22 protein-coding genes, 1 rRNA gene and 1 pseudogene are annotated in these 22704 nt (G+C 69.2%); 11 read left to right on the forward strand and 13 right to left on the reverse strand.

Translation table 11 applies throughout. The features are described from left to right. Window positions 1–11 precede the first annotated feature (11 nt). The 3 genes from pstA to pstS all read right to left on the reverse strand — a co-directional run bounded on the left by pstA (window position 12) and on the right by pstS (window position 3345). Entirely contained in the window at window positions 12–1073 is a 1062-nt protein-coding gene (gene pstA / locus ACIRU3_RS16945; protein WP_404056872.1) for a phosphate ABC transporter permease PstA, read from the reverse strand. Beyond that, the gene (pstC, locus tag ACIRU3_RS16950) at window positions 1070–2074 is read right to left on the reverse strand and encodes a phosphate ABC transporter permease subunit PstC (RefSeq protein WP_404056874.1); all 1005 of its coding nucleotides are present in this window, start codon (window positions 2072–2074) and stop codon (window positions 1070–1072) included. Before pstC ends, pstA begins: the two co-directional genes overlap by 4 nt. Window positions 2075–2214: 140 nt before the next feature. Continuing rightward, a complete protein-coding gene (gene pstS, locus ACIRU3_RS16955; protein ID WP_404056938.1) occupies window positions 2215–3345 on the reverse strand; it encodes a phosphate ABC transporter substrate-binding protein PstS in 1131 nt (376 codons plus the stop codon). A gap of 318 nt (window positions 3346–3663) precedes the next feature. Between pstS and ACIRU3_RS16960 the strand changes: the two genes are divergently transcribed. Further along, the gene (locus tag ACIRU3_RS16960; protein WP_404056876.1) at window positions 3664–5223 is read left to right on the forward strand and encodes an FAD-binding oxidoreductase; all 1560 of its coding nucleotides are present in this window, start codon (window positions 3664–3666) and stop codon (window positions 5221–5223) included. 57 nt (window positions 5224–5280) lie between these two features. On the opposite strand, the gene ACIRU3_RS16965 is transcribed toward ACIRU3_RS16960, so the two are convergent. The 4 genes from ACIRU3_RS16965 to ACIRU3_RS16980 all read right to left on the reverse strand — a co-directional run bounded on the left by ACIRU3_RS16965 (window position 5281) and on the right by ACIRU3_RS16980 (window position 8750). Beyond that, window positions 5281–5985, reverse strand: a complete 705-nt coding sequence (locus ACIRU3_RS16965) for a phosphatase PAP2 family protein (RefSeq protein WP_404056877.1) — start codon at window positions 5983–5985, stop codon at window positions 5281–5283. Window positions 5986–6215: 230 nt separating this feature from the next. Then, window positions 6216–7217 (reverse strand): NlpC/P60 family protein, encoded by a 1002-nt coding sequence (locus ACIRU3_RS16970; RefSeq protein ID WP_404056879.1) that lies wholly within the window; start codon window positions 7215–7217, stop codon window positions 6216–6218. A gap of 253 nt (window positions 7218–7470) precedes the next feature. Next, window positions 7471–8241, reverse strand: coding sequence for a trypsin-like serine peptidase (locus ACIRU3_RS16975; RefSeq protein WP_404056880.1), 771 nt, complete (start codon window positions 8239–8241; stop codon window positions 7471–7473). Between the two features lie 83 nt (window positions 8242–8324). After that, window positions 8325–8750, reverse strand: a complete 426-nt coding sequence (locus ACIRU3_RS16980; protein ID WP_404056882.1) for an ATP-binding protein — start codon at window positions 8748–8750, stop codon at window positions 8325–8327. Between the two features lie 191 nt (window positions 8751–8941). Between ACIRU3_RS16980 and ACIRU3_RS16985 the strand changes: the two genes are divergently transcribed. Both ACIRU3_RS16985 and ACIRU3_RS16990 read left to right on the forward strand, forming a co-directional pair. Further along, window positions 8942–9793 carry a helix-turn-helix domain-containing protein gene (locus ACIRU3_RS16985; protein ID WP_404056884.1) on the forward strand — a complete coding sequence of 284 codons (852 nt, stop codon included), beginning with the start codon at window positions 8942–8944 and terminating at the stop codon, window positions 9791–9793. Between the two features lie 9 nt (window positions 9794–9802). Beyond that, window positions 9803–10144 carry a DUF397 domain-containing protein gene (locus tag ACIRU3_RS16990; RefSeq protein WP_404056886.1) on the forward strand — a complete coding sequence of 114 codons (342 nt, stop codon included), beginning with the start codon at window positions 9803–9805 and terminating at the stop codon, window positions 10142–10144. A gap of 13 nt (window positions 10145–10157) precedes the next feature. On the opposite strand, the pseudogene ACIRU3_RS16995 reads toward ACIRU3_RS16990, so the two are convergent. The 4 genes and pseudogenes from ACIRU3_RS16995 to ACIRU3_RS17010 form a co-directional block, all read right to left on the reverse strand. Then, window positions 10158–10252 (reverse strand): annotated as a pseudogene (locus ACIRU3_RS16995). 231 nt (window positions 10253–10483) lie between these two features. Beyond that, window positions 10484–11668, reverse strand: a complete 1185-nt coding sequence (locus ACIRU3_RS17000; protein WP_404056888.1) for a flotillin family protein — start codon at window positions 11666–11668, stop codon at window positions 10484–10486. An 11-nt stretch (window positions 11669–11679) separates the two neighbouring features. Continuing rightward, window positions 11680–11931 (reverse strand): hypothetical protein, encoded by a 252-nt coding sequence (locus ACIRU3_RS17005; RefSeq protein WP_404056890.1) that lies wholly within the window; start codon window positions 11929–11931, stop codon window positions 11680–11682. A gap of 162 nt (window positions 11932–12093) precedes the next feature. Continuing rightward, window positions 12094–13020, reverse strand: a complete 927-nt coding sequence (locus ACIRU3_RS17010; RefSeq protein ID WP_404056892.1) for an oxidoreductase — start codon at window positions 13018–13020, stop codon at window positions 12094–12096. Between the two features lie 90 nt (window positions 13021–13110). Here ACIRU3_RS17010 and ACIRU3_RS17015 point away from each other — a divergent pair, with 90 nt between their 5' ends. The 7 genes from ACIRU3_RS17015 (at window position 13111) to ACIRU3_RS17045 (ending at window position 21329) form a co-directional block, all read left to right on the forward strand. Further along, window positions 13111–13734, forward strand: coding sequence for a TetR/AcrR family transcriptional regulator (locus tag ACIRU3_RS17015; protein ID WP_404056894.1), 624 nt, complete (start codon window positions 13111–13113; stop codon window positions 13732–13734). A gap of 418 nt (window positions 13735–14152) precedes the next feature. Beyond that, window positions 14153–14461, forward strand: coding sequence for a hypothetical protein (locus ACIRU3_RS17020; protein WP_014673544.1), 309 nt, complete (start codon window positions 14153–14155; stop codon window positions 14459–14461). 178 nt (window positions 14462–14639) lie between these two features. After that, the gene (locus tag ACIRU3_RS17025) at window positions 14640–15458 is read left to right on the forward strand and encodes a hypothetical protein (RefSeq protein WP_404056896.1); all 819 of its coding nucleotides are present in this window, start codon (window positions 14640–14642) and stop codon (window positions 15456–15458) included. Beyond that, on the forward strand, window positions 15448–16788 hold the full coding sequence (locus ACIRU3_RS17030; RefSeq protein WP_404056898.1) for a hypothetical protein: 1341 nt from the start codon (window positions 15448–15450) through the stop codon (window positions 16786–16788). Before ACIRU3_RS17025 ends, ACIRU3_RS17030 begins: the two co-directional genes overlap by 11 nt. 14 nt (window positions 16789–16802) lie before the next feature. Further along, window positions 16803–18344 carry an SCO6880 family protein gene (locus tag ACIRU3_RS17035; RefSeq protein ID WP_404056940.1) on the forward strand — a complete coding sequence of 514 codons (1542 nt, stop codon included), beginning with the start codon at window positions 16803–16805 and terminating at the stop codon, window positions 18342–18344. Between the two features lie 14 nt (window positions 18345–18358). Next, window positions 18359–19771 carry an ATP-binding protein gene (locus ACIRU3_RS17040; RefSeq protein ID WP_404056900.1) on the forward strand — a complete coding sequence of 471 codons (1413 nt, stop codon included), beginning with the start codon at window positions 18359–18361 and terminating at the stop codon, window positions 19769–19771. A gap of 10 nt (window positions 19772–19781) precedes the next feature. Then, on the forward strand, window positions 19782–21329 hold the full coding sequence (locus ACIRU3_RS17045) for a type VI secretion protein (RefSeq protein ID WP_404056902.1): 1548 nt from the start codon (window positions 19782–19784) through the stop codon (window positions 21327–21329). On the opposite strand, the gene ACIRU3_RS17050 is transcribed toward ACIRU3_RS17045, so the two are convergent. Then, on the reverse strand, window positions 21330–21890 hold the full coding sequence (locus ACIRU3_RS17050) for a GNAT family N-acetyltransferase (RefSeq protein WP_404056904.1): 561 nt from the start codon (window positions 21888–21890) through the stop codon (window positions 21330–21332). It abuts the gene before it with no gap. 83 nt (window positions 21891–21973) lie between these two features. Here ACIRU3_RS17050 and ACIRU3_RS17055 point away from each other — a divergent pair, with 83 nt between their 5' ends. After that, a complete protein-coding gene (locus tag ACIRU3_RS17055) occupies window positions 21974–22522 on the forward strand; it encodes a cysteine hydrolase family protein (RefSeq protein WP_404056905.1) in 549 nt (182 codons plus the stop codon). A gap of 95 nt (window positions 22523–22617) precedes the next feature. Here the strand turns inward: ACIRU3_RS17055 and rrf are convergent. Next, window positions 22618–22704 (reverse strand): 5S ribosomal RNA (gene rrf, locus ACIRU3_RS17060); the annotation flags it as partial.

The raw sequence follows: 22704 nt of genomic DNA on the forward strand, positions 1-22704 counted from the left end.
ACATCGTTGCTCTAGCGACCGGCCTTGGGGGCCTTCCAGCGGGCGATGCCGCGGGCCACCAAGTTCAGGATCATCACGAAGGCGATCAGCGTCAGGGACGCCGCCCACGCACGGTCGTATGCCGCATTGGCACCCGCGCTCTGCGCGTACTGCTGATAGATGTACAGCGGCAGCGACGCCTGCGCACCCTCGAAGGGGTTGTTGTTGATGAACGGGTTGCCGAACACCAGCAGCAGGACCGGCGCGGTCTCGCCCGCGATACGGGCGATGGAGAGCATGATGCCCGTGGTGATGCCGCCGATGGAGGTCGGCAGGACCACCTTCAGGATGGTCCGCCACTTCGGCACACCGAGCGCCAGCGACGCCTCGCGCAGCTCGTTCGGGACGAGCTTGAGCATCTCCTCCGTGGAGCGCACGACGACCGGCATCATCAGGATGGCCAGGGCCAGCGAACCGGCGAAGCCGAACGGCTGCATGTCGAAGATGAGCATCAGGCTGAGGATGAACAGGCCCGCGACGATCGACGGGATGCCCGTCATGACGTCGACGAAGAAGGTGACCGCCGTCGCAAGGCGACCACGCCCGTACTCGACCAGGTAGATCGCCGTCATCACGCCGATCGGGGCGCCGATCAGCGTGGCGAGGCCGACCTGCTCCAGGCTTCCGATGATCGCGTGGTAGATGCCGCCGCCCGGCTCGGAGTCGGCGACGACACCCATGGAGTGGGTGAGGAAGTAGACGTTCAGGACCTTCACGCCGCGGGAGATGGTCACCCAGACCAGGGAGACCAGCGGGACGACGGCGAGCAGGAAGGCGACCCACACGAGCGAGGTGGCGATCCGGTCCTTGGCCTGCCGGCGGCCCTCCACCCGGGCGGCGATGCCGTAGGTGCCGAGGATGAAGAGGACCGCGGCGATCAGACCCCACTGGATCTTGCTGTGCAGGTCGGCGGCGAAGCTGATGCCGATCCCGAGTGCGAGCGAGCCGGCGGCGATGGCCCACGGCGTCCACTTCGGGAGGCTGGCGGCCCGCAGGGTGCTGACGCGCTTGTGGCTGGCGGCTGCGGTGCTCATGCGTTGGCCCCCGAGTACTCCTTGCGGCGGGCGATGATCGCACGGGCCGCGCCGTTGACCAGCAGGGTGATGACGAAGAGCACGAGACCGGAGGCGATGAGCGCGTCACGGCCCTGCTCGGTGGCCTCACCGAACTTGCTGGCGATGTTCTGGGCGAAGGTGCCGCCGCCCGGGTCGAGCAGGCTGGCCTGGATGTCGTAGCTCGGGGAGAGCACGGTGGCCACGGCCATGGTCTCGCCGAGGGCGCGGCCGAGGCCGAGCATCGAGGCGGAGATCACGCCGGAGCGGCCGAAGGGCAGCACCGACATGCGGACGACTTCCCAGCGGGTGGCGCCGAGGGCCAGGGCGGCCTCCTCGTGCGTCCGCGGAACCTGACGGAAGACCTCGCGGCTCACGTTGGTGATGATCGGCAGGATCATGATCGCCAGCAGGATGCCGACGGTGAGCATGGCGCGGGGGGCACCGTCTTCCCAGGAGAAGATGCCGGTCCAGCCGAGGTAGTCGTTCAGCCAGCCGTACAGGCCCTGCATGTGCGGGACGAGGATCAGGGCGCCCCACAGGCCGTAGACGATGGACGGCACCGCGGCGAGCAGGTCAATCACATAGGCGATCGAACCGCTCAGCTTGCGCGGGGCGTAGTGCGTGAGGAACAGCGCGATCGCGACGGCCACGGGGACGGCGATGGCCATGGCGATGATCGAGGAGACGACCGTGCCGAAGGCCAGTACCGCGATACCGAAGACCGGCGGGTTGAGGTTGGTGTTCCACTCGAACGTGGTCAGGAAGTTTCCGTGGTCCTTGCTGATCGCGAGCGAGGCGCGGTAGGTGAGGAAGACCGCGATCGCGGCCATGATCACCAGCAGCAGGATGCCGGAGCCCCGGGACAGACCGAGGAAGATGCGGTCGCCGGCGCGGCTCGCGCCGCGGGCGTTGGGCTTCTGGGCCACGGTCGGCTCGGGCGTCGGGGGAGATGCGTCAGTTGTCTGGGTCGATATGTCCATCAGGGTTCTCCGGTCTGCGGAGCCGCGGGGTGGGCGGCTCGGTGGAGCTGCTTCCCCTGGGGAGTCGCGGCTCCGGGCGGCGGTGCACCGGACGGTGCGGCCCGGGTCTCGGAAGAACCGGGCCGCACTCTCGGATCAGGTCAGCTCAGGCCCTCGATGGTGGTGCGGACCTTGGCGATGATCTCCTCGGGAACGGGCGCGTAGTCGATGCCCGAAAGAACCTTCTGGCCGTCCTCGCTGGCGATGTAGCGCAGGAAAGCCTTGGTGGCGGGCAGCGTGTCCGCCTTGTTGCCCTTGTCGCAGACGATCTCGTACGTGACCAGGGTGATCGGGTAGGCGCCCTCGGCCTTGGTCTTGTAGTCGAGCTTCAGCGACAGGTCCTTGCCGGTGCCGACGACCTTGGCGGCGGCGATGTCGGCGGTGGCGCTGTCGGTGCTGGGGGCGACCGGCTTGCTGGCGCCCGTGTCGATGGAGACGGCCTTGACGCCGTCGCCGACGTAGGACAGCTCGAAGTAGCCGATGGCGCCGGAGGTCTGCTTCACCTGCTGAGCGACACCCGCGGACTGCGGAGCGGACTGGCCGCCCTTGGCCTGCCAGGCCTTGCCGCCGGAGTACTTCCAGTTGTCCGGGGTGGTGGCGATCAGGTACTTGGTGAAGTTGTCCGTGGTGCCGGACTCGTCAGAGCGGTGGAACGGCTGGATCTTGAGGTTGGGGAGCTTCGCGTCCTTGTTCAGAGCCTTGATCGCCGGGTCGTTCCAGTTCGTGATCTTGCTGTCGAAGATCTTGGCGAGGGTCGGCGCGTCCAGGACGAGGTTGTCCACACCCGGGACGTTGAAGCCGATGGCGATCGGTCCGCCGACCATCGGCAGGTCGATGCCCTGGCCGCCCTTGCAGACCTGCTTGGAGGCGGTGACCTCTTCGGGCTTCAGCGCGGAGTCGGAACCGGCGAAGGCGACCTGACCCTGCGTGAACGCGGTGACACCCGCGCCCGAGCCGCCACCCTTGTAGTTGATCTGCACGCCACAGGCCTGCGAGAAGGCCTTGACCCAGGCGTCGATGGCGTTCTTCTGAGCGGACGAGCCATCGGCGAGCAGCTGGCCCTTGGCGTTGTCACACTTGATGGAGCCCGCGCTGGCCGAGGCCGTCGACTTGCCACCCGAGTTGTTGTTGCCGTTGTCGTCGGAGCCGCACGCCGTCAGGGCCAGGGCGCCGGAGACGGCGACAGCACCGAGAGACAGGGCGCGCAGCCGGTTCTTGCGCTGAAGCTTCACTTTCGGGAGTTCCTTCCAGGAGCCGCCGCAGTGGGCGGCGTGCGAGGTCGAGGTGGGCGAGCGCATTTGTGGCCGCTCCGCACCGTGCAGGGCCGAAATTAGGCAGAACAGGTGAAGCCGCCGATGGGCATAGGTGAACGGTGGGTGAACCCCTGCCGTCGGCCCGGTTAGGTCACGGAATGCTTACGGGGAGGGCACACCCAGGTTCCGACGGCCGGGTTACACGGACGCGTATTCGATGCTCGTTCCCCCGCTCGCGGGAACCCTTGTGCGCATGGCGTCGTCTGGTTCCTCGAGAGCCGAGGAAAGGCGACGAACATGGAACGGCGTACGTTCATCTCGGGCGGCGCGGCCGCGCTGGCCGCGACGGCCCTGACCGGGTGCAGTTCTCGTTCGGGCACGTCCGCCGGGTCCTCGGCGCACGCGTTTTCATCCTCCGGTACCGCACTGAAAACCACCAGTCAGGCCGCCGCGGCCAACTGGGCGGCCCTCGCCCGCGACCTGGACGGCACCCTGGTACGCCCCGGGGACGGTGCCTGGAAGACGGCCCACCAGCTGTACAACACCCGATTCGACGGCCTGAAGCCGGCGGCGGTCGCCTATGTCGCCCACGCCGACGACATCCGTACGACCCTGGCGTACGCCCAGTCCCACCGGATACGGGTGTCGATACGCAACGGCGGCCACTCCTACGCCGGCTACTCCTCGGGCGACAACCGGCTGATCCTCGACGTGTCCAAGCTGAACCGGGTCCGGGCGAGCGGCGGACAGGCGGTGGTCGGTGCCGGCTCCAAGCTGATCGACGTCTACCGGGCGCTGGCCGCGAAGGGCGTGACCATACCCGCGGGCTCCTGCCCCACGGTCGGCGTCTCCGGCCTGGTCCTCGGCGGCGGCCACGGCGTCGCCTCCCGCGCCTACGGCCTGACCTGCGACAGCCTCACCCAGGCGACGGTGATCACGGCGGACGGCACCCAGGTGATCGCGAACGCCACGTCCCACTCCGACCTGTTCTGGGCGCTGCGCGGCGCGGGCAACGGCAACTTCGGCGTCGTCACCGAGCTGCAGTTCAAGACCCACCCGGCGCCGCAGGCGGTCACCGCGTACATGACGTGGTCCTGGTCCAAGGCGGCCGCGGTGATCAAGGCCTGGCAGGAGTGGGGCCCGACCCAGCCGGACGAGATCTGGTCCTCGCTCCACCTGTCGAACACCCCGGGCGGAACGCCCGCGATCTCCGTGGCCTGCTTCTCCCTCGGTACCTACGGCGAACTCCAGAACGCGGTGGACCGCCTGGCGCACAAGGCCGGCGCGAACGCCAGGTCCGTGACCCTGCGGCGCCGCGGCTACGAGGAGGCGATGGAGATCTACGCCGGCTGCTCCTCCTTCTCCACCGACGCGCAGTGCCATCTGCCCGGCTCCACCCCGGGCCGCTCCCCGCAGGGCGCCCTGGGCCGCGAGACCTACGCGGCCCGCTCCGACTTCTTCGACCGCTCCCTGTCCTCGGCGGGCATCCAGACCCTGCTCAAGCAGATCGGTTCCGTCCGGGGCGGCGCGGGCAGCATCGCGTTCACGGCCCTCGGCGGTGCGGTCAACCGGGTCTCCCCCACCGCGACGGCCTTCGTCCACCGCCGCTCCCGCATGCTGGCCCAGTACATCGCATCCTGGGGCGCGGGCGCCTCCGGCAGCTCGGCCCAGTCATGGCTCACCTCGGCGCACAACGCGATGAAGCCGTACGCCTCCGGCGCGGCCTACCAGAACTACACGGACCCGACCCTGACCAACTGGCGCACGGCGTACTACGGGGACGCGGCGACCCGGCTCGGCAAGGTGAAGAAGCAGTACGACCCGCAGAAGTTCTTCTCCTACGCACAGGGTCTGTAGGAGCGCACCGCAGGGGCGAGGGCGTACCGGACCTGGGCCTGGCCGGCGGATCAGGCCCTACGCCGCCAGGTCGCGTTCCTCGGATTCCAGTGCCTGGCGGGCGCCGGGGACCAGCGCGTCCGGCTGCTCGCCCGGTGCCGGGCGGCGGCGCACGATCCAGCCGGCCCGGCGCGACCGCTCCACCGCCTTCATCAGCGGGGTGAGCAGCGCCATCGCCAGGGGGGACAGGAGCAGGGCGACCGCCGTGCCGAGCGCGAAGCCGCCGACGACGTCCGTCGGGTAGTGCACGCCCATGTACACCCGGCAGAAGCCCTCCAGCAGGGCCAGGCCGATGCCCGCGATGCCGAAGCGGCGGTTGGCGACGAACAGACCGACGCCGAGTGCCATCGTGATCGTCGCGTGGTCGCTGACGAAGGAGAAGTCGCTCTTGCCGGAGACGAGGACGTCCAGGCCCTGGTGATCGACAAAGGGGCGGGGGCGTTCGACGAAGCCCCGGATCGGTACGTTCACCAGGATCGCGATGCCGGCCGCGAGCGGGGCCCACACCAGCGCGGCCACGGAGGATGCGGCGTCCTTGTCGGCCCGGCGACGCACCGACCACCAGCACCACAGGACCAGCAGCACCATCGCGAGCAGCAGTCCGTATTCGCCCACGAACTCCATGGCCCGGTCGAACCAGTGCGGCGCGTCCTTGGCCAGGCCATTGATGTCGTAGAGCAGGTCGACGTCGGGGTTCGATCCGGATTCGGCGAGTACAGCCATCGTGCTGCGGCCCCTTCGTCGTCTTCCCGGACGCACCTCGTGTGCGTCGCTCCAGCTCCCCGTGGTTCGTAGATCCGCTTCCGTTGCACTGCCGCACTGACGTCCGCTCGGCTACGTCAACAGGAACGCACAGCCCCCATCCATACGTTCCACCCTCCACCGAATGATCACTCAGACGTTATCGAAGAGAGACTCATCGCCGCAGCTCAGGTGGTGGGTTCACGCTCGGTTCACACCTTGGTGGGGAGCGCTTTTGCGCCATCTTCGGTGACTCGTGTGGCACCGAAGTAGTCAGGGGTGTCGACCGGGTCGAACCGGATCACGGCACCCGGCCGCGGCGCGTCGATCATGTACCCGCCGCCCACGTAGATCCCCACGTGCCGGATGGCCCGCGAGTCGGTGAGGTCGTCGGAGAAGAAGACCAGGTCGCCGGGGAGCAGTTGGTCCCGCGAGGGGTGCGGGCCCGCGTTGTACTGGTCGTTGGCGACCCGGGGCAGGGCGATGCCGACCTTCTCGTACGCGGCCTTGGTCAGACCCGAGCAGTCGAAGCGTCCGCCCTGGTCGGAGGTGCCGTTGCCGCCCCACAGATAGGGCGTGCCGAGCTTGCTCTGGGCGAAGGCGATGGCGCCCGCGGCCTGCCGGGTGGGATCGATCCGGCTGACCGGCGCGGCGAAGCTCTGCTCCAGGCTGCGGATCCGCTCGACGTAGTTCTGCGTCTCGCTGATGGCCGGTACGCCGCCCGCTTTTATGACCCGGTAGGCACCCGCGTTGTAGGCGGCGAGCATGTTGTCGGAGACGTTGCCGGGAACGTCCTTGACGTACTTGGCGAGTTCGCAGTCGTACGACGCGGCCGATGGAATCGCGTCATCCGGGTCCCAGATGTCGCGCTTGCCGTCGCCGTTGCCGTCGATTCCGTGCGTCGCCCAGGTGCTCGGGATGAACTGGGCGATGCCCCGCGCGTCGGCGGGGCTGACGACCGTCGGGTTCCAGCCGCTCTCCTGATACAGCTGGGCGGCGAGCAGGGCGGGGCTGAGCGCGGGACACAGGTTGCCCCACTGCTGCACGAGCCCCTTGTAGGCGGCAGGTACGGCTCCCTTCGCGAGCCCGCGGCCGCCCGTGGTGACGCTGTTGACGAGGTTCCCGGCGACGACGTAGACACCGACGACGAGCAGCATCACGAACGCGAGCGCGGCACCGACACCGGCCCCCGCCGCGATCCATGCCTTACGCACCGTCAACCGCCCCTCGCCGCCCGGGAGTACGCCGGGGGTCAGTCTACGGCCGGGACCCCCGCAGCCGGTCGTAACCGGCCCTGGTCGGACCCTGTCCAGTAGGGATCCGGGCCAACCGCGCGGCGCCTTCGGCGGGACGGCCCGCAACTCGGTGCACCGCTCGGCGTGATCGGAGCGCCGACTGAGCGCATCGGGGATGTGCCGGACCGCTCCTCAGGCCCCCACGGCAGCCGGTCGCCGTCTGCCGGACTGCTCAGGTGCCGGCCGTCGCGTCCTTGTACAACTCCGCGGCCTCCGCGCCCAGCACCACGCTGTACGAGGTGTCAGCGGTGGCGCCGCCCTTCTCGTGTCCGCCGAGCACCCCGACGACCTGCCGGTCACCGTTCACCCACGGACTGCCGCTGGTGCCGCCGCTGAACTCCGGGCAGTCGATGCGCTGCTGCGTCCTGCTGTGCAGGGTCGGCTTGTTGGTGCAGGTGATGGGCGCCTCGCGCCTGTCCGGATACCCGGTGAGGGTCACTGCGGTGGCACCCGTGTCCGTCCCGGTGGCGAACCCATTGCCGCCGACGACGTCCTCGACCTGCTTCCCGTGCAGTTCCTCGACGTGGGCGAAGGCGATGTCGCTGTCCTCGTGCTGCCCCTCGGCCCACCCGTCGGGCAGGACCCGCTTCCCCACCTTCCACACCCCGAAGGGCGCCTTCCCGTCCCGGTACCCCGGCGCGAAGAGCAGATCCCCGTCGTCCCCGGCCACGCAGTGCGCGGCGGTCACGATGAGATCGCGCCGGCGGCTGTGCACGACCGAGGCGGTGCAGAAGTGCCCGCCGGCCGGCTTGCCCGCCCGGTCCGCACCGAACAACGCGCCGACCCGCACGCTCTGCCGCGTCGCGACCATGGCGGCGGTGACCCCGAAAGGACCCGGCCCGTCATCGGCGGCAGCCACGGACGCCGAGGTCAGGGCGAGCGTCACCACGGCGCACGCGAGGGCGGGGCGTGAGGTGCGCCAGATGCGTGAGATGCGCTTCATCAGGCCTCACTCTCTCCCACGAAGGTGAGAAACCTGCCCCGACTTCACTGAGATTTTCCTCTGAACTCGGCTCGCCGCCTCCGTCACCGGCAGTCGGCCCACAGCAGCTTCCCGCCCTTCGACGCGCCCAGCTCCCGCAACACCGAGGCACCCCAGGAGTCGGCGCAGGCTCGTACGAGGTGCAGCCCGCGTCCGCCCTCGGAGTCGTCCGGGACGACGGAGGCGGCCTCGCCCTTGCTGAATCCGGGCGGGACCCGGGGGTCGGTGTCCCAGACGGCGATACGCAGCCGCCCCGGTTCCCGTCCGAGGAGGCGGAGGGCGTAGGGGCCGGCGGTGTGCAGATGCGCGTTGGTGAGGAGTTCGGCGGCCAGGAGTTCCGCGGCGGGGGTGAGGGCGGAGAGGTCGTGTGCGGCGAGGACGGTTCGGAGTGTTGCCCGGGCGATCCCCGGTGCGCGTGGATCGTGCGGGAGCTGAAGGGTGTAGGTCCAGGGCGGGGATACGGTGGACATGGAAGTCTCCGATCGCTGAAGGGAGTTGCCTGTGCTCCCAGTGGCCTGCCACCCCGTCGGTCGGTGCACTTCTGGGCGATGCGGCGCCGAGCCCAAAGTAGCGACTTGGGAATATATTCTTCATCCCATTCAGAGCAATAAATGCTGCAACCACCTGTGTGGGTGACGGGCAGTACGGAGGAGCGACGGGCATGCCCGTGAGGACCAACCCGACAGCACGGCAGCTGCGGTTCGGCGCTGAGCTGCGCAAACTGCGCGAGCGCGCAGGCCTGACGTCGACGGAGGCCTCTCGACTCCTCGGCATCAAGCAGGCGCAGGTCAGCAACATGGAGACGGGCCGCCTCGCCGTGAGCGCGGACCGCGTACGCACCATGGCGTGCCAGTACGACTGCCCGGACAAGGACCTCGTCGAGGCCATCGCCGGAATGACCGGGGAGCGCAAACGCGGCTGGTGGGAGGAGTACCGCGAAATCCTGCCGTCACGACTGCTGGACCTCGCCGAGTTGGAGCACCACGGCACGGCGCTGCGCACCGCCCACACCTCGGGTATCCCCGGTCTGCTCCAGACGCTGGACCACGCGCGGGAGGTGTTCCGCCAGGTCGTGCCCGAACTCTCACCGCCGGAGCTGGAGCACCGCGCCTCGTTCCGCATCAAGCGTCAGGCGGTGCTCTTCCGCAAGGACACCGTCTCCTATCGGGCAGTCATCCACGAGGCGGCGCTGCACATGAGGTTCGGTGGCCGGGACGTCGCCAGGCAGCAGCTCAAGCACCTGCTCAAGATGAGCGAGCACCCGAACATCTCCCTCCATGTGGTGCCGTTCGCAGCCGGCGGATACCCCGGCGCGGGCCAGCCCATCTACTACGTCCACGGCCCTGTGCAGGAACTCGACACCGTCCAGCTCGACCAGTCGCACGGGATCGTCCTGCTGGACGCGGCGGCCCAGCTCGACAAGTACCGCCGGATCTTCGACCGTCTGACGGCCCTCAGCCTCATCGAGTTGGAGTCACGGACCCTCATCCACGACATCGTCCGGACCATGTGAGAGGCAGACATGTTCTCCACCCCTTGGCAGAAGTCCTCGTACTGCGGCGAGGGAGAGTCCTGCGTCCACGTGGCCGCCACTGCCGAAACGATCCACCTCACCGAATCCGCAGACCCCGGCGGAGCGATACTCACGGCCACCCCCGCCGCCTTCGGCACCTTCATCGCCGTACTCAAGGAGGAGACGCGGCGCAGGGCGCCCATCGAGGTCACCATCGGTGAAGAGGGCAGCGTCCATCTGCACGAGACCAGCGCCCCGGACACCGTCGTCACCACCGACCGCCGCAAGTGGGACGCCTTCGTACTCGGCATTCGGGCGGGCGAGTTCGACCACTTCCAGGCGATCGCCTGACGACCCGTACCGGCGGAGAGGGCAGGATTCGAACCTGCGTGGGCCCCGGGGGGCCCGACCTTGAGGCGTGCTCGCTGGTCCCCGATCAACCACTCCGGGCACCTCTCCCTGTGTCCGGCGTCCGGTTTCCCCTGCCGTTCACAGGTATGAGAGTGGCAGGAGGGGCTGACCGCCCCCTGACGCACCGCTGACGTGCTGCCGCGCTCGCCGGCAGGGTCCAGGGGGTGTCCGCCTCCCCCGTCCTGCGGAGGTGCGGAAGTGGGCCGATCTCGGTCCACCTCCGCGGGGCACCGTCCGACACCCCGAACGCACAGCCGTCACATGATCCGCGGGACAGGACTAGTCGACGTCCACCGGACCGTCGTTCGACCGCTTCTCCTTGCTCACGGGCAGCTGCAGCAGGCCGTCGTTCTTGTTCTCCTCGGGGCGGCGGCCGTCGGCGTCCTGGCCGCTCAGGTTCTGCCGGACCGAGTCGAGGATGGTCAGGCCCTGGGACACCAGGCCGGCAGCGATCTCGCCGAGGCCGTCCGCGCCGTTGAGGACGTTGACGTTGGCACCGGCAAGGCCGCCGGCGGCTTCCTTCACGATCTGCGGGAGCTGGTCGATCAGCATCCGGTCGAGCGCGACCCGGTCGTACGAGGCGGCCGCCTCCGCCTGGATCTTCATCCGCTGCGCCTCGGCCGCGGCGAGGATCCTGACCCGCTCGGCCTCGGCCTCGGCGGGCTTGACGACCTCGGACACCAGCTGCTGCTGGCGCAGCTTGGCCTGGCGCTGGGCCAGTTCCGTCTGGGCGGCGAGCACCTCCTGCTGGGCGTGCGCCTGCGCCAGCGGTCCGGCCTGCGCGGCCTCCGCCTGGGCGCGGTCCACCTCGGCCGAGTACTCCGCCTTGACGATGGCGGTCTGCCGGGCGTACTGAGCCTGCTTACGGGCCGCTTCCTGCTCCGCCTCGACCGAGGCCTGAGTGGCCTGCGCCTGGGCGATCTGCGCCTGCCGCTGGATGGCCGCCTTGTGCGGTGCGGACATCGCGTCGATGTAGCCCGCGTCGCCGTCGTCGATCGACTGGATCTGCAGCGAGTCGACGATCAGGCCGATCTTCGCCATCTCGGTCTTCGAGGTGTCCAGGACCTCCGCGGCGAGCTTCTGCCGCTCGGTGACGATCTCCTCGACGGTCATCGAGCCGATGATCGCCCGCAGGTGACCGGCGAAGATCCGGCCGGTCAGGACCGACATCTGCTCCTGGTCGGAGAGGAAGCGCTGGCCCGCGTTGATGATGCTCTCGTGGTCGTTGCCGACCTTGAACGCGATGACGGCGCGGACGTGCAGCGCGATGCCCTGCCGGGTCACACAGGTCTCCGTGACCTCGGACTCGCACATGGAGAGGGTGAGGAAACGGGTCTTGCGGAAGAACGGGATCACGAACTTGCCGTGCCCCGTCACCACTCGGAACGGCGCGCCCCCCAGTCCCCGCCGGCCCCCCGAGATCAGCATCGCCTCGTCGGGAGCGGGAACGCGGTATCCGAACATGCTTGTACTCCTCAGCCGGCGCCGACGGCGTCTCCGCCGAGCGCGTCCAATGGATCCACCCACTCGATGACGCCGACCTCTCGGCATCCACGTGATTCGATCACGAGCACCGTGGCGCCTGTGGGCAGGGGATCCTCGGACCAGGCGAGGAAGGTCTCGGAGCCGCCTCTGACCCGCACCAGAACCTCGCCGGGGCCCGCGGATCCGCGGGTTCCGATGAGTACTTTTCCCGTGCAGCCGATCACGGCCTCGTCCTGCGGCATCACCGGCCGTCCTCCTCGTCCTGGCCCCAGGATTCCGACGATAGACCTAGTGGGCCCGGGGACCCAACGGGCAGTAGGACACTGCCGCACCGCCGGGACGGACGGGCTCTGGCGCGCCCCCTCCGCGCCACGCCCGGACCGCCGAACTCCTCGCACCGCCGGCTACGACGCCTTCGTCAGCGCGAGCCCCCACGCGACCCCGGTCAGCTCCTCCGACAGCGTCCACAACCTCCGGGCCGACTCCGGATCGCTGGCCGCCACACTGCGGCCGACCAGCGTGGGGGCGCCCCGCATCTCGCCCAGCCCGTCGGGGCCGACGTACGCCGCCCCGGGCAGGTCCTGGCCGGCCGCGTACAGCGTCGGGAGGGCGCCGGACCTGTCGTCCTGGGCGAGGAGCTTGTTGCCGACGGACATGAACGCCCGTACGAAGGGGTTCGCCGTGTGGCTCTGCAGGTTGGTGGCCGCGTAGCCGGGGTGGGCCGCCAGGGCGCGCACTCGTGAGCCGGCCTCGGTCAGGCGGCGCTGAAGTTCCAGCGTGAACAGGAGGTTGGCCAGCTTGGACTGGGCGTAGGCACGCGTCGGGGAGTAGCGCGTCCTCAGGTTCACGTCCTCGAAGTGGATCACCCCGTCGCCCGAGCGATGGAGTCCGGAGGACACCGTCACCACCCGGTCCGTGACGTACGGCAGCAGCAGGTTGGTCAGCGCGAAGTGCCCGAGGTGGTTCGTGCCGAACTGCATCTCGAAGCCGTCCTTGGTGCGTCGCTCCGGCAGCATCATCACGCCCGCGTTGTTGATCAGCAGATCCAGCGGGCGGTCCCAGGAGGCGGCGAACTCGCGGACGGAGTCCAGGTCCGCCAGATCCAGGCGGCGCACCTCGGTGCTGCCGCCCACCCGCGCCGCGGCCGCGGCGCCGCGCTCCAGGTCCCGTACGGCGAACACCACGTGCGCGCCCGCACGGGCCAGCGCCTCGGCGGTCGCGAAACCGAGGCCGCTGTTGGCGCCGGTGATCACGGCCGTACGGCCGGAGAGGTCGGGGAGATGGGTCGCGTTCCACTTGCGCGCAGCGCGCGCTTCGGTCGTATCAGCCATGCCGCCAAATGTAGGCAACGCCAACAATGCTGTCAATGACAACAATGATGCCAACGACAACTAAATAGACGGCGACAACATCGGGATACGATGGTCCGCATGCCGCGTCTGTCCCCGTCGTCCACGAGTCGCCCCTACCACCACGGAGACCTGCGCGCAGCCCTGCTCAAGAGCGCCGACCGCACCCTGCGCGAGAAGGGGGCCGGCGCCCTCTCGCTGCGCGAACTGGCCCGCGACATCGGGGTGAGCCATGCCGCCCCGGGCCGGCACTTCAAGGACAAGCAGGCCCTGCTCGACGCCCTCGCGCTGGACGGGTACGAGCGCCTCAACCAGGCCCTGCACGCCGCCGCCGAGCGCCCCGGCCAGGCCTTCGAGGAGCACATGGCGGCGCTGGCGCGCGCCTACCTCGGCTTCGCCGTCGAGAACCCGGAACTCCTTGAGCTGATGTTCGCGCGCAAGCACGACCCCGACAGCTCCGCGCAGCTCGCCTCGGCCGTCGACCGCTCACTGGGCTCCTTCACCCGGATGATCGCGGAGGCGCAGGAGCGGGGCGAGATCATCGAGGGCGACCCCGAGCGGATCACGATGGTCGCCGCCGCGAGCCTGCACGGCCTCGCCGCCCTCATCGCCGGCTGCGCCCTGGACGCGGACGAGGCGCTGGCGGGCCTGGACGAACACGTCCACCTGCTGCTGCACGGCCTCAAGCCCAGGTGAGCCACTGAGCACCTGCGCTCCCTCCGCGCCCCGGGTCGAGCGCAGGCAGGCACAGCGCCGGCACAGAGCCACGGACGAGCAAGGCTCCAACCCCCGTCGGCAAGGCGGCAGTCAGAAATCCGCGAGCCGCCCTTCCGTGAGAACATCGTCTCGACGCCTCACCCGACCAGCCGTCAGAAACCGTGCCAGGTCGTAAAGAGGGTCAACGACGGAACCACACGACAGGTTCCGCTCAGGCCTCGTTGCCCGGCGTGACCTGCCGTGATACACAGAGTGACCGTACGAGCCATTCGTACGAAACCCGCCAGTCAATGACGTCAAGTCGACATACGACGGCGACGTTGTCGGCGACAATTAGACCTGACCTCTGCACACCGCAGGGGCCTTGCGGAACTACCCACCAGGGGCGGTGACTTACATGCTCTTTGCGGCCGACAAGGGAGACATCAACACCATCATTGGCGGGATCGCTCCGGACTGGGGCCCCTTCGGCAGCCTGGGCAACGAGGCGAAGGTGATGATCGAGGTGGTGATGGCCGTGGCCATCCTGCTCTGCCTCGGCATCGCGGTCTGGGGCGCGGCCAAACAGCGGATCGGTGCGACGGCCCTGCGGGACACCTTCAGCGCGGAACAGGGCAAGGGCCTGATCATCGCCGGCCTCACCGGGGTCTTCATCATCGGCTCCCTCGGCACCCTGTTCACCATCGTGTACGGCATGGCGGTCTGACGCCCCTTCTTCACCGTTCCCTCCCGGGCACGCCCGGCCGTCCCCTCCACCCCCACCCACCCGTCGTGCCCACCGGCTGAGGTTGCGTTTCCCTGATGTCGAGTCACCACACCGCGCCCGCGCGGGAACCAGCACGGCTACCGTCGTATCTCTACGAGGTGGAGGGGGCATACGCGGCATGAGTCCCGGAGACGAGCAGGGTTACACCGAAACGGGCCAGACCAGGACCCGCCTGCCCGGCGGCGACCCCTACGGCGGCGCACCCCGCAGAACCGGTCGCTCCTCCTCCCGGAGCCTGATCACGGTGGTCGGCGTGGTCGTCCTCCTCATCGCCGCAATCGCCTTCGCGAACAGAGGAGACGGTTCGTCCACCGACGGTTCGACGGGGAAGAAGGACCAGCCGAAAGCTTCTTCCACGGCGGCGAGTGGGGCGAAGCCGGTGGAGACGAAGACCGGGGTGATCCCTTCGGGCTTCGCCCGTACGCAACAGGGGGCCCAGAGCGCCGCGGCCAACTATGCGGTGGTGCTGGGGTCGGCCGAGATGTTCAACAAGGCCAATCGTGACTTCATCCTGCAGGCCATCATGACACCGTCCAGGGTGCAGCCTTCGGAGGCGGCGATGGACAAGGCATACACGCCTGCCTTCAGCCGGAGCCTCGGCCTGAGCGCGGACGGGGCGGCTCCACAGGGCTACACGTTCGTCTCGCGTACGAGCCCGATCGGCACCAAGGTCACCGAGGCCACCAATGACGCCGCCACGGTCGAGGTCTGGTGCAGCGGGCTCCTGGGCCTCGCAGGCGAGAAGTCCACCAACCCGGTCACCAACAGCTGGTTCACCATCACGATGAAACTCGAGTGGACCGCCGGCGACTGGAAGATCATCACGCATTCCCAGCAGGAGGGCCCGGCTCCTGTTCCCGGCGACGACAAGGCCTCCAGCTCTGACGAGATGTCGAAGGCCGTCGAGGAGTACGGAGGGTTCACGTATGCCCGCTAACCGACGCGTACTCACCCTGGCCGGCGCCGTCACGGCCGTCCAGACGGCAGCGGTCCTCCTGGCCACTCAGGCCTTCGCCGCGCCCACGCCTTCGCCCTCAGCGACGAAGAGCAACGACCCGTGCGACCTGATCCACGGCGCAGCCAAACAGTTCTGCGAAAAGGACAACGGCTCCAAGGGAGGCTCCTCCGGCGTCACCCCCGGCAACCCCCTCACCGACACCCTCGACCCCCTCTCCTCCCTGTCCAAGGGCTGTGCCGACGCCGCCTCCTGGACCATCGGGAAGCTCAGTGACGCCGTGAAGGAGACCGCGAACGTCGACTTCACGAACACGAAGTTCCTGCAGCAGTACGCCGTCGTGTTCGCCGCGTCCACGATCCTGACGCTCCTGCTGTGGCTGCTGGCCGTGGCCAAGCGGGCCGTACGAGGCGTCCCGCTCACCACCGCCATCTCCGAAGCAGTCGGCTTCCTGTGGCTGACGGTGCTCGCCTCCGCCTTCACCCCGCTGATCCTGTACACCGTCGTCTCGGCGGCCGACGGAGTGACGGACGTCCTCGCGAAGGCCACCGGCGACCAGACGGACACCTTCTTCGGCACCTTCTCCGGCGCCCTCAACAAGGGCACCGACATCGGCGGCGGACCGATCATGCTGATCGTCGTCTCCCTGGTCAGCATCCTCGCCGCCGGCGTCCTCTGGCTGGAACTGGTCATCCGCGCCGCCCTGCTCTACGTCGGCGCCCTCCTCGGCACGGTCGTCTACGCCGGCCTGGTGGACAAGAACCTGTGGGGACACGTCCGGCGCTGGGCGGGCATCATGATCGCCGTCATCCTGGTCAAGCCGGTGATCGTCATAGTGCTCGGCCTCGCAGGCGCACTGTCCGGCGACAGCGGCCCCGACGCCTTCTCCGCCGTCGTCTCCGGCCTCGCCATCATCCTGCTCGCCATCTTCGCGAGCGCGATGATCTACCGCTTCGTCCCCGGCTTCGGCGACGAGATCGCGAACGGCCGCAACAACCGCATCATGCAGGGCGCCGAGGGCAAGGCCGCAGCCGTCATCAGCTCCCCGGCCACTCTCGTCGCCCAGGGCATCAAGACCCACAGCTCCCGCGCCGACAACAACAGTGGCGGAGGCCAGGGCGGCAGCGGCCCCCGCCCCGCCAACCCCGCCTCCGGCGGCGTCGCCGCCCACAGCAGCCGTAGCCCCCAGGGAGGCGGCGGAGCAGTCCCCTCCGCCGCGCCCGCGCCGCGCACACCAAGCCCGGCCAACACCCCGCATGCCAGCAACACCCGTAACAGCAGCAGCAATCGCTCGGGAGGTGAAGGGCGTTGACGACCGAGTCCCACATGTCCCATCCGGTCACGCCCCGCCGTACGTATCTGATCGGCCGCGCCCGGCCGAACGCGATCGTCGGCCGGAACCGCGAGTCCGGCGAGATCGCGCTGATCATCGCCGGCGCGTTCCTCGGCATGATGTGCGGCCTCCTCGTCCCGGTCCTGTCCCTGCGGATCGTGCTGCTCACGGGCTTCCCGCTGATCGCGCTCGCCGCGGTCTACGTGCCGTACAAACGCCGCACGTTCTACAAGTGGTTCGAGATCAACCGCACGTACAAGCGCACGGTCAAGCGCGCCGCCGTCTACCGCTCCGGTGCCGTCGAGGCCGGCACCCGGCTCGACGGGCGTGAGGTGGAGGTGGGTCCGCCGCCGGGGATCGGGCGGATCAACTGGCTCGCCGCGCCCTTCGGACCCGACGAGATCGCCGTACTCCTGCACGCCGACCGCAAGACGGTCACGGCCGCCATCGAGATCGAGGGCCCGGGCGTCGGTCTGCGCGACTCCGAGGACCAGGAGGCCCTCGTCGACCGCTTCGGCACGCTGCTCAAGCACGTGGCCAACGGCGACGGCTTCGTGACCCGGCTCCAGATGCTCGCCCGCACCCTGCCCGCCGACCCCGACGCCCACGCCAAGGACGTCGCCGTACGCGGGGACGAGAAGGCTCCCGACTGGCTGTCCCGCTCCTACGACCAGCTCCAGTCCATGGTCTCCACCAGCAGCGAGCAGCACCGCGCCTACCTCGTCGCCTGTATGCACTACACCCGCGAACTGGCATCCGAGGCCCAGGCCATGGCCCGGGCCGCACGTCCCCAGTCCGGGCGCAAGCTGGACCGTGACGCGGGCCTCGCCGTCGTCATGGCCCGCGAGCTGACCGACATCTGCTCGCGCCTCCAGGAGGCCGACATCCGCGTCCGCCAGCCCCTCGGGCAGGGCAGACTCGCCTCCCTCATCCACTCCATGTACGACCCGGACCACCCCATCGACCACATCCAGGCGATGTCCCGGCGCAACGCCTGGCCGGCCGAGCTGGACGCCATGGAGCCCACCTACCTCCAGGCCAAGACCCGCGAGTCCGCCACCCGCGCCCCCTGGTGCCACGCCACGGCCTGGGTGAAGGAGTGGCCGATGACCCCCGTCGGCGTCAACTTCCTCGCGCCCCTGCTCGTCCACACCCCTGACGTCATCCGAACGGTCGCCGTGACGATGGATCTCGAACCCACCGAGGTAGCCATCGAACGCATGCTGACCGAGAAGACCAACGACGAGGCCGAGGCCTCCCGCGCCGCCAAGATGAACCGCACCGTCGACCCGCGCGACATCGCCGCCCACAACCGCCTCGACCAGCGCGGCGAGGACCTCGCCAGCGGCGCGGCCGGCGTCAACCTGGTCGGCTACATCACCGTCTCCGCCCGCTCCCCGGAGGCCCTCAACCGGGACAAGCGGACGATAAGGGCCTCCGCCGGAAAGTCGTACCTGAAGCTGGAGTGGTGCGACCGCGAGCACCACCGGGCCTTCGTGAACACACTTCCCTTCGCCACCGGCATTCGAAGGTAGGGGCTGATGCGCTGATGCGGGACCCGCTGTCCGTCCTCACGGACGCCTTCACGTCCTTCCTGTTCGGGAAGGTCGAGACGACCCGACTGCCGGTGCGCACCTCCACGGGCCAGGCCCAGGCGGTCTACCTGCCCACCGCCGCGCCCGGCCTCGGCGACTCGGGCGTCATCATCGGCCGCGAGGTGTACTCCGGAAAGGGCTACATCTACGACCCCTTCCAGCTGTACGGCCAGCAGCTCCCGGCCCCCCACTGGCTGGTCCTCGGCGAGTCCGGCAACGGCAAGTCGGCCCTGGAGAAGACATACGTCCTACGGCAGCTGCGCTTCAAGGACCGCCAGGTCGTCGTCCTGGACGCGCAGGGCGAGGACGGTGTCGGCGAGTGGAACCTCATCGCGGAGGAGCTGGGGATAACTCCCATCCGTCTGGACCCGACGGCGGCTCTGAACCACGGCATCCGCCTGAACCCGCTGGACCCCTCGATCACGACGACCGGCCAGCTCGCGCTGCTGAGGACCATCATCGAGGTCGCGATGGGCCACGGCCTGGACGAGCGCTCCGGCTTCGCCCTCAAGGTCGCCCACTCCTTCGTCAACGAGTCCATCCTGGACCGCCAGCCGGTCCTCACCGACATCGTGGAGCAGCTACGGCACCCCGAGCCCGAGTCGGCGGAGGCGATGAACGTCGCCATAGACGACGTACGGGCCTGGGGTCTCGATGTCGCCCTGGTCCTGGACCGGTTGGTCGACGGTGACCTCCGCGGCATGTTCGACGGACCGACGACCGTGGGCATCGACCTGGACGCCCCCCTCATCGTCTTCGACCTGTCCCACATCGACCGCAACTCCATCGCCATGCCGATCCTGATGGCGATCGTCGGCGTGTGGCTGGAACACACCTGGATCCGCCCCGACCGCAAGAAGCGCATCTTCCTGGTCGAAGAGGCCTGGCACATCATCAACAGCCCGTTCGTGGCACAGCTGTTCCAGCGTCTGCTGAAGTTCGGCCGACGGCTCGGCCTGTCCTTCGTGGCGGTCGTCCACCACCTGTCCGACGTGGTGGACGGCGCGGCCGCGAAGGAGGCGGCCGCGATCCTGAAGATGGCGTCGACCAGGACCATCTACGCCCAGAAGGCGGACGAGGCGAGAGCCACCGGACGGGTAATCGGCCTGCCGCGCTGGGCCGTGGAGATCATCCCCACCCTCACCCCCGGCATCGCCGTCTGGGACGTCAACGGCAATGTCCAGGTGGTCAAACACCTGGTCACGGAGACGGAACGCCCGCTGGTCTTCACCGACCGCGCGATGACCGAGTCCTCCAGCGACCTGGCGGCTGACGACGCCCTGCGCGCGGCCGAGCTGGAGGCCGAACAGCGGGCGGCGGCGTTCGTGGAGCAGCACCTGGGCGACTCCGAATCGACGGTGGCGTAGGGGGAGAACAGTGAGACCGGACGATCGCCGTGACGACCGCCGTGACAACCGCCGGGAAGGCCAGGGCGGCATCCCCGACGGCCTCCTGATCGGGATACTCGCCTTCCTCCTCGGCATGACCCTGCTGGTGTGGACGGCCACGGGTCTGGCGGCCCTCTTCTCCAAGGGCGCCTGGCCCGACGGCGTCACCTTCACCCGCACCGCCCTGGCCATGCGCCACCTCATCGGCCGGCCGCACGACATCGCCGGCGCCTGGCCGGACACCCCCGAGTCCCAGCTCTCCGGCTGGGGGCTGTTCTGGGGCCTGTTCATCGGCCAGCTGATGATCCTCTTCGTCCTCGCCCTGTTCGTGATGGGCACGGTGGCAAGGTGGCGGGCGGGGAAGGTGAGGCGCGCGTTCGACAGGGGTGCGGCGAAGGGGCGCAACCGGCCGTCGGCAACAGACGCAGAGCAGGCACCGGCAGCAGGGTCAGCGCCGGCACCCGAACAGCACTACGAGGTCCCGGTGCCCCGAGCGGAACCGCAGCCGAAGCCCCGGCCGACGGAGGCCTTTCAGGAGGCGGCCGAGCCCGAGCCCTTGGGCGACTTCGCGGCCGACGGCGAACCGGTGGGCGGATGGGAGACGCACCGCTCCGAAGGCGCGGTGCGCTACGGCACCCGGGAAAGCCGCGGGTCCAGCGCGGTCCAAGCGATCCAGGACGCACCGGGCCCCACCCTCGTGGTCACCTCGAACCCGGCCCTCTGGACGGAAACCAAGGACGCCAGAGCCAAACTGGGCCCCACCCTCCTCTACGACCCCACGCACCTCTGCGACACTCCCGCCCGTCTGCACTGGTCCCCGACAACGGGCTGCGAAGACAAACAGACGGCCCTGCAGAGAGCCACCGCCCTCCTCAGCCCGGTCCAGCCCACCGCCAAGATCGACCAGGCAGTTGCCGACACGGCGATAACGCTCCTGCGGAGCTACCTCCACGCCGCCGCCCTGGAGACCCGCACCATCCGCCACGTCCACCGCTGGTCCCAGGGCACCCAGATCCAGGACGCCGTACGAACCCTCCGTACGCATCCCAAGGCGGCCCCCGGCGCCGCGGGCGAACTTGAGGCCGCCCTCACGGCGCACCCCGAACGCCGCGACATGGCACAGGCGTTGACCAGCCGGGCGCTGTCCGCTCTCTTCACGGTCAACATCCGCGAGGCCTGCACCCCAAACCGAACTGATGCGCTTGCCCTGGATTCCTTCATCCACGAGGGGGGCACGCTTTATGTGGTAGGTGAATCCATCGAGGACCCCAGGACCAATCCCGGTGCCATGCCCCTCCTGACGGCCCTCGTCTCCAGCGTGGTCGAGCGCGGCCGGCGCATGGCCGAACGGTCATCCTCCGGTCGGCTCGACCCACCACTCACCCTGGTCCTGGACGACATCGCGGGCGTGGCTCCCCTCCCCCAGCTGCCGGACCTGCTGGCCGCCGGAGCCGACCGGGGAATGCCCACCCTTGCCCTGCTCCGCTCCCGCGAACAGGCCAGATCCCGCTGGCCCCACCAGGAACTACCGGCCTGATCAGCGCTCCAGAACGAACTCCAGCTCGTTCTCGGCCTCGTCCTTCACAAAGGCCACGACCAGGCCGCTCGGCCCGAACCCGGCCTTGCGGTAAGCCCCTTGCGCCCGCGCGTTGTCCGCGTGGACGAACAGCCGTACCTGCTCGGCATCCCGCTCCCACGCCCACGCCACACCGGCGTCGAGCAGGGCCTTGATCAGCCCGTTCCCGCGGTGTTCCGGCCGGACGAACACACCGACCACATGCCCCTGCCGCCGTTCGACCGGATACCCTGCCCAGTCCACCGTCCCGGCCTCTTCCAGAAGAACGGTGACGGTACCCACCCAGGTGCCGTCCGGCGCCTCGGCTATGAACTGCCGGGCCGAGCCGGAGCCGTCACCGGACCCGATGGCCCGCTCCTGATAGAAGGAGTCCGGCTTGCCCAGGGCGTCCTCGTAGGTCTCCAGGAAGGCGATGGGCGCGGCCGGGTCCCGCAGCGCGTCCAGACGCAACTGCTTCACGGCGGCCCACTCATCGGGTCGTATCGGGCGAACGGTGTGCTCGTCGCCGGTCGGGGTGCTCATGCAGCCACGGTAGCCGCGGCCGCCCCAGCCCTCACCCGAAATACCGGCGCCCCACTGTCAGTGCCCGGTCCTACTGTGGTCGCATGACCACGCTCACCGATCGGCCGAACACCGCACTGCTCATCATCGACGTCCAGAACGGCGTGGTGTCGAGCTCCCACAACCGCGACGGTGTCGTCGCGAACATCAACGCCCTGATCGACAAGGCCCGCACGGCGGACGTGCCGGTCGTCTGGGTGCAGCACTCCGACGAGGAACTGGAGTACGGCAGCGAGACCTGGCAGTACGTGCCGGAGCTGGCCCGCCAGGACAGCGAGCCCCTTGTCCACAAGAAGTACCCGGACTCCTTCGAGGAGACCGACCTGGAGTCGGTGCTGGCCGAGCGGAAGGTGGGCCGGCTCATCGTCACGGGCGCGCAGACGGACGTCTGCATCCGCTCGACCCTGCACGGCGCCATCGTCCGCGGGTACGACGCGACGCTGGTCGCCGACGCCCACACCACGGAGGACCTGTCCAAGTACGGCGCTCCCGCTCCGGAACAGGTGATCGCCCACACCAACCTCTACTGGAGATGGCACAGCGCTCCCGGCCGTCAGGGCGGGACAGTTGAGACGGCCGAGGTCACCTTCTGAGCCGGCCCAGCTGACGTGCGCATGACCGGGCTATGAACGCGAAAGAGCCCCAACTCCGGATTCTCACCCGGAGTTGGGGCTCTTTCTCAAAATTTGTTCGGCGGCGTCCTACTCTCCCACAGGGTCCCCCCTGCAGTACCATCGGCGCTGTGAGGCTTAGCTTCCGGGTTCGGAATGTAACC

Source organism: Streptomyces sp. NPDC101151 (assembly GCF_044768335.1).
In the GTDB taxonomy this organism is placed as follows: Bacteria; Actinomycetota; Actinomycetes; order Streptomycetales; family Streptomycetaceae; genus Streptomyces.

Coding starts and splice junctions, on each gene's coding strand:
- pstA (WP_404056872.1), bottom strand. CDS start 1,073: ATGAGCACCGCAGCCGCCAGCCACAAGCGCGTCAGCACCCTGCGGGCC.
- pstC (WP_404056874.1), bottom strand. CDS start 2,074: ATGGACATATCGACCCAGACAACTGACGCATCTCCCCCGACGCCCGAG.
- ACIRU3_RS16960 (WP_404056876.1), top strand. CDS start 3,664: ATGGAACGGCGTACGTTCATCTCGGGCGGCGCGGCCGCGCTGGCCGCG.
- ACIRU3_RS16965 (WP_404056877.1), bottom strand. CDS start 5,985: ATGGCTGTACTCGCCGAATCCGGATCGAACCCCGACGTCGACCTGCTC.
- ACIRU3_RS16975 (WP_404056880.1), bottom strand. CDS start 8,241: ATGAAGCGCATCTCACGCATCTGGCGCACCTCACGCCCCGCCCTCGCG.
- ACIRU3_RS16980 (WP_404056882.1), bottom strand. CDS start 8,750: ATGTCCACCGTATCCCCGCCCTGGACCTACACCCTTCAGCTCCCGCAC.
- ACIRU3_RS16985 (WP_404056884.1), top strand. CDS start 8,942: ATGCCCGTGAGGACCAACCCGACAGCACGGCAGCTGCGGTTCGGCGCT.
- ACIRU3_RS16990 (WP_404056886.1), top strand. CDS start 9,803: ATGTTCTCCACCCCTTGGCAGAAGTCCTCGTACTGCGGCGAGGGAGAG.
- ACIRU3_RS17000 (WP_404056888.1), bottom strand. CDS start 11,668: ATGTTCGGATACCGCGTTCCCGCTCCCGACGAGGCGATGCTGATCTCG.
- ACIRU3_RS17005 (WP_404056890.1), bottom strand. CDS start 11,931: ATGCCGCAGGACGAGGCCGTGATCGGCTGCACGGGAAAAGTACTCATC.
- ACIRU3_RS17010 (WP_404056892.1), bottom strand. CDS start 13,020: ATGGCTGATACGACCGAAGCGCGCGCTGCGCGCAAGTGGAACGCGACC.
- ACIRU3_RS17015 (WP_404056894.1), top strand. CDS start 13,111: ATGGTCCGCATGCCGCGTCTGTCCCCGTCGTCCACGAGTCGCCCCTAC.
- ACIRU3_RS17020 (WP_014673544.1), top strand. CDS start 14,153: ATGCTCTTTGCGGCCGACAAGGGAGACATCAACACCATCATTGGCGGG.
- ACIRU3_RS17025 (WP_404056896.1), top strand. CDS start 14,640: ATGAGTCCCGGAGACGAGCAGGGTTACACCGAAACGGGCCAGACCAGG.
- ACIRU3_RS17030 (WP_404056898.1), top strand. CDS start 15,448: ATGCCCGCTAACCGACGCGTACTCACCCTGGCCGGCGCCGTCACGGCC.
- ACIRU3_RS17035 (WP_404056940.1), top strand. CDS start 16,803: ATGTCCCATCCGGTCACGCCCCGCCGTACGTATCTGATCGGCCGCGCC.
- ACIRU3_RS17040 (WP_404056900.1), top strand. CDS start 18,359: ATGCGGGACCCGCTGTCCGTCCTCACGGACGCCTTCACGTCCTTCCTG.
- ACIRU3_RS17050 (WP_404056904.1), bottom strand. CDS start 21,890: ATGAGCACCCCGACCGGCGACGAGCACACCGTTCGCCCGATACGACCC.
- ACIRU3_RS17055 (WP_404056905.1), top strand. CDS start 21,974: ATGACCACGCTCACCGATCGGCCGAACACCGCACTGCTCATCATCGAC.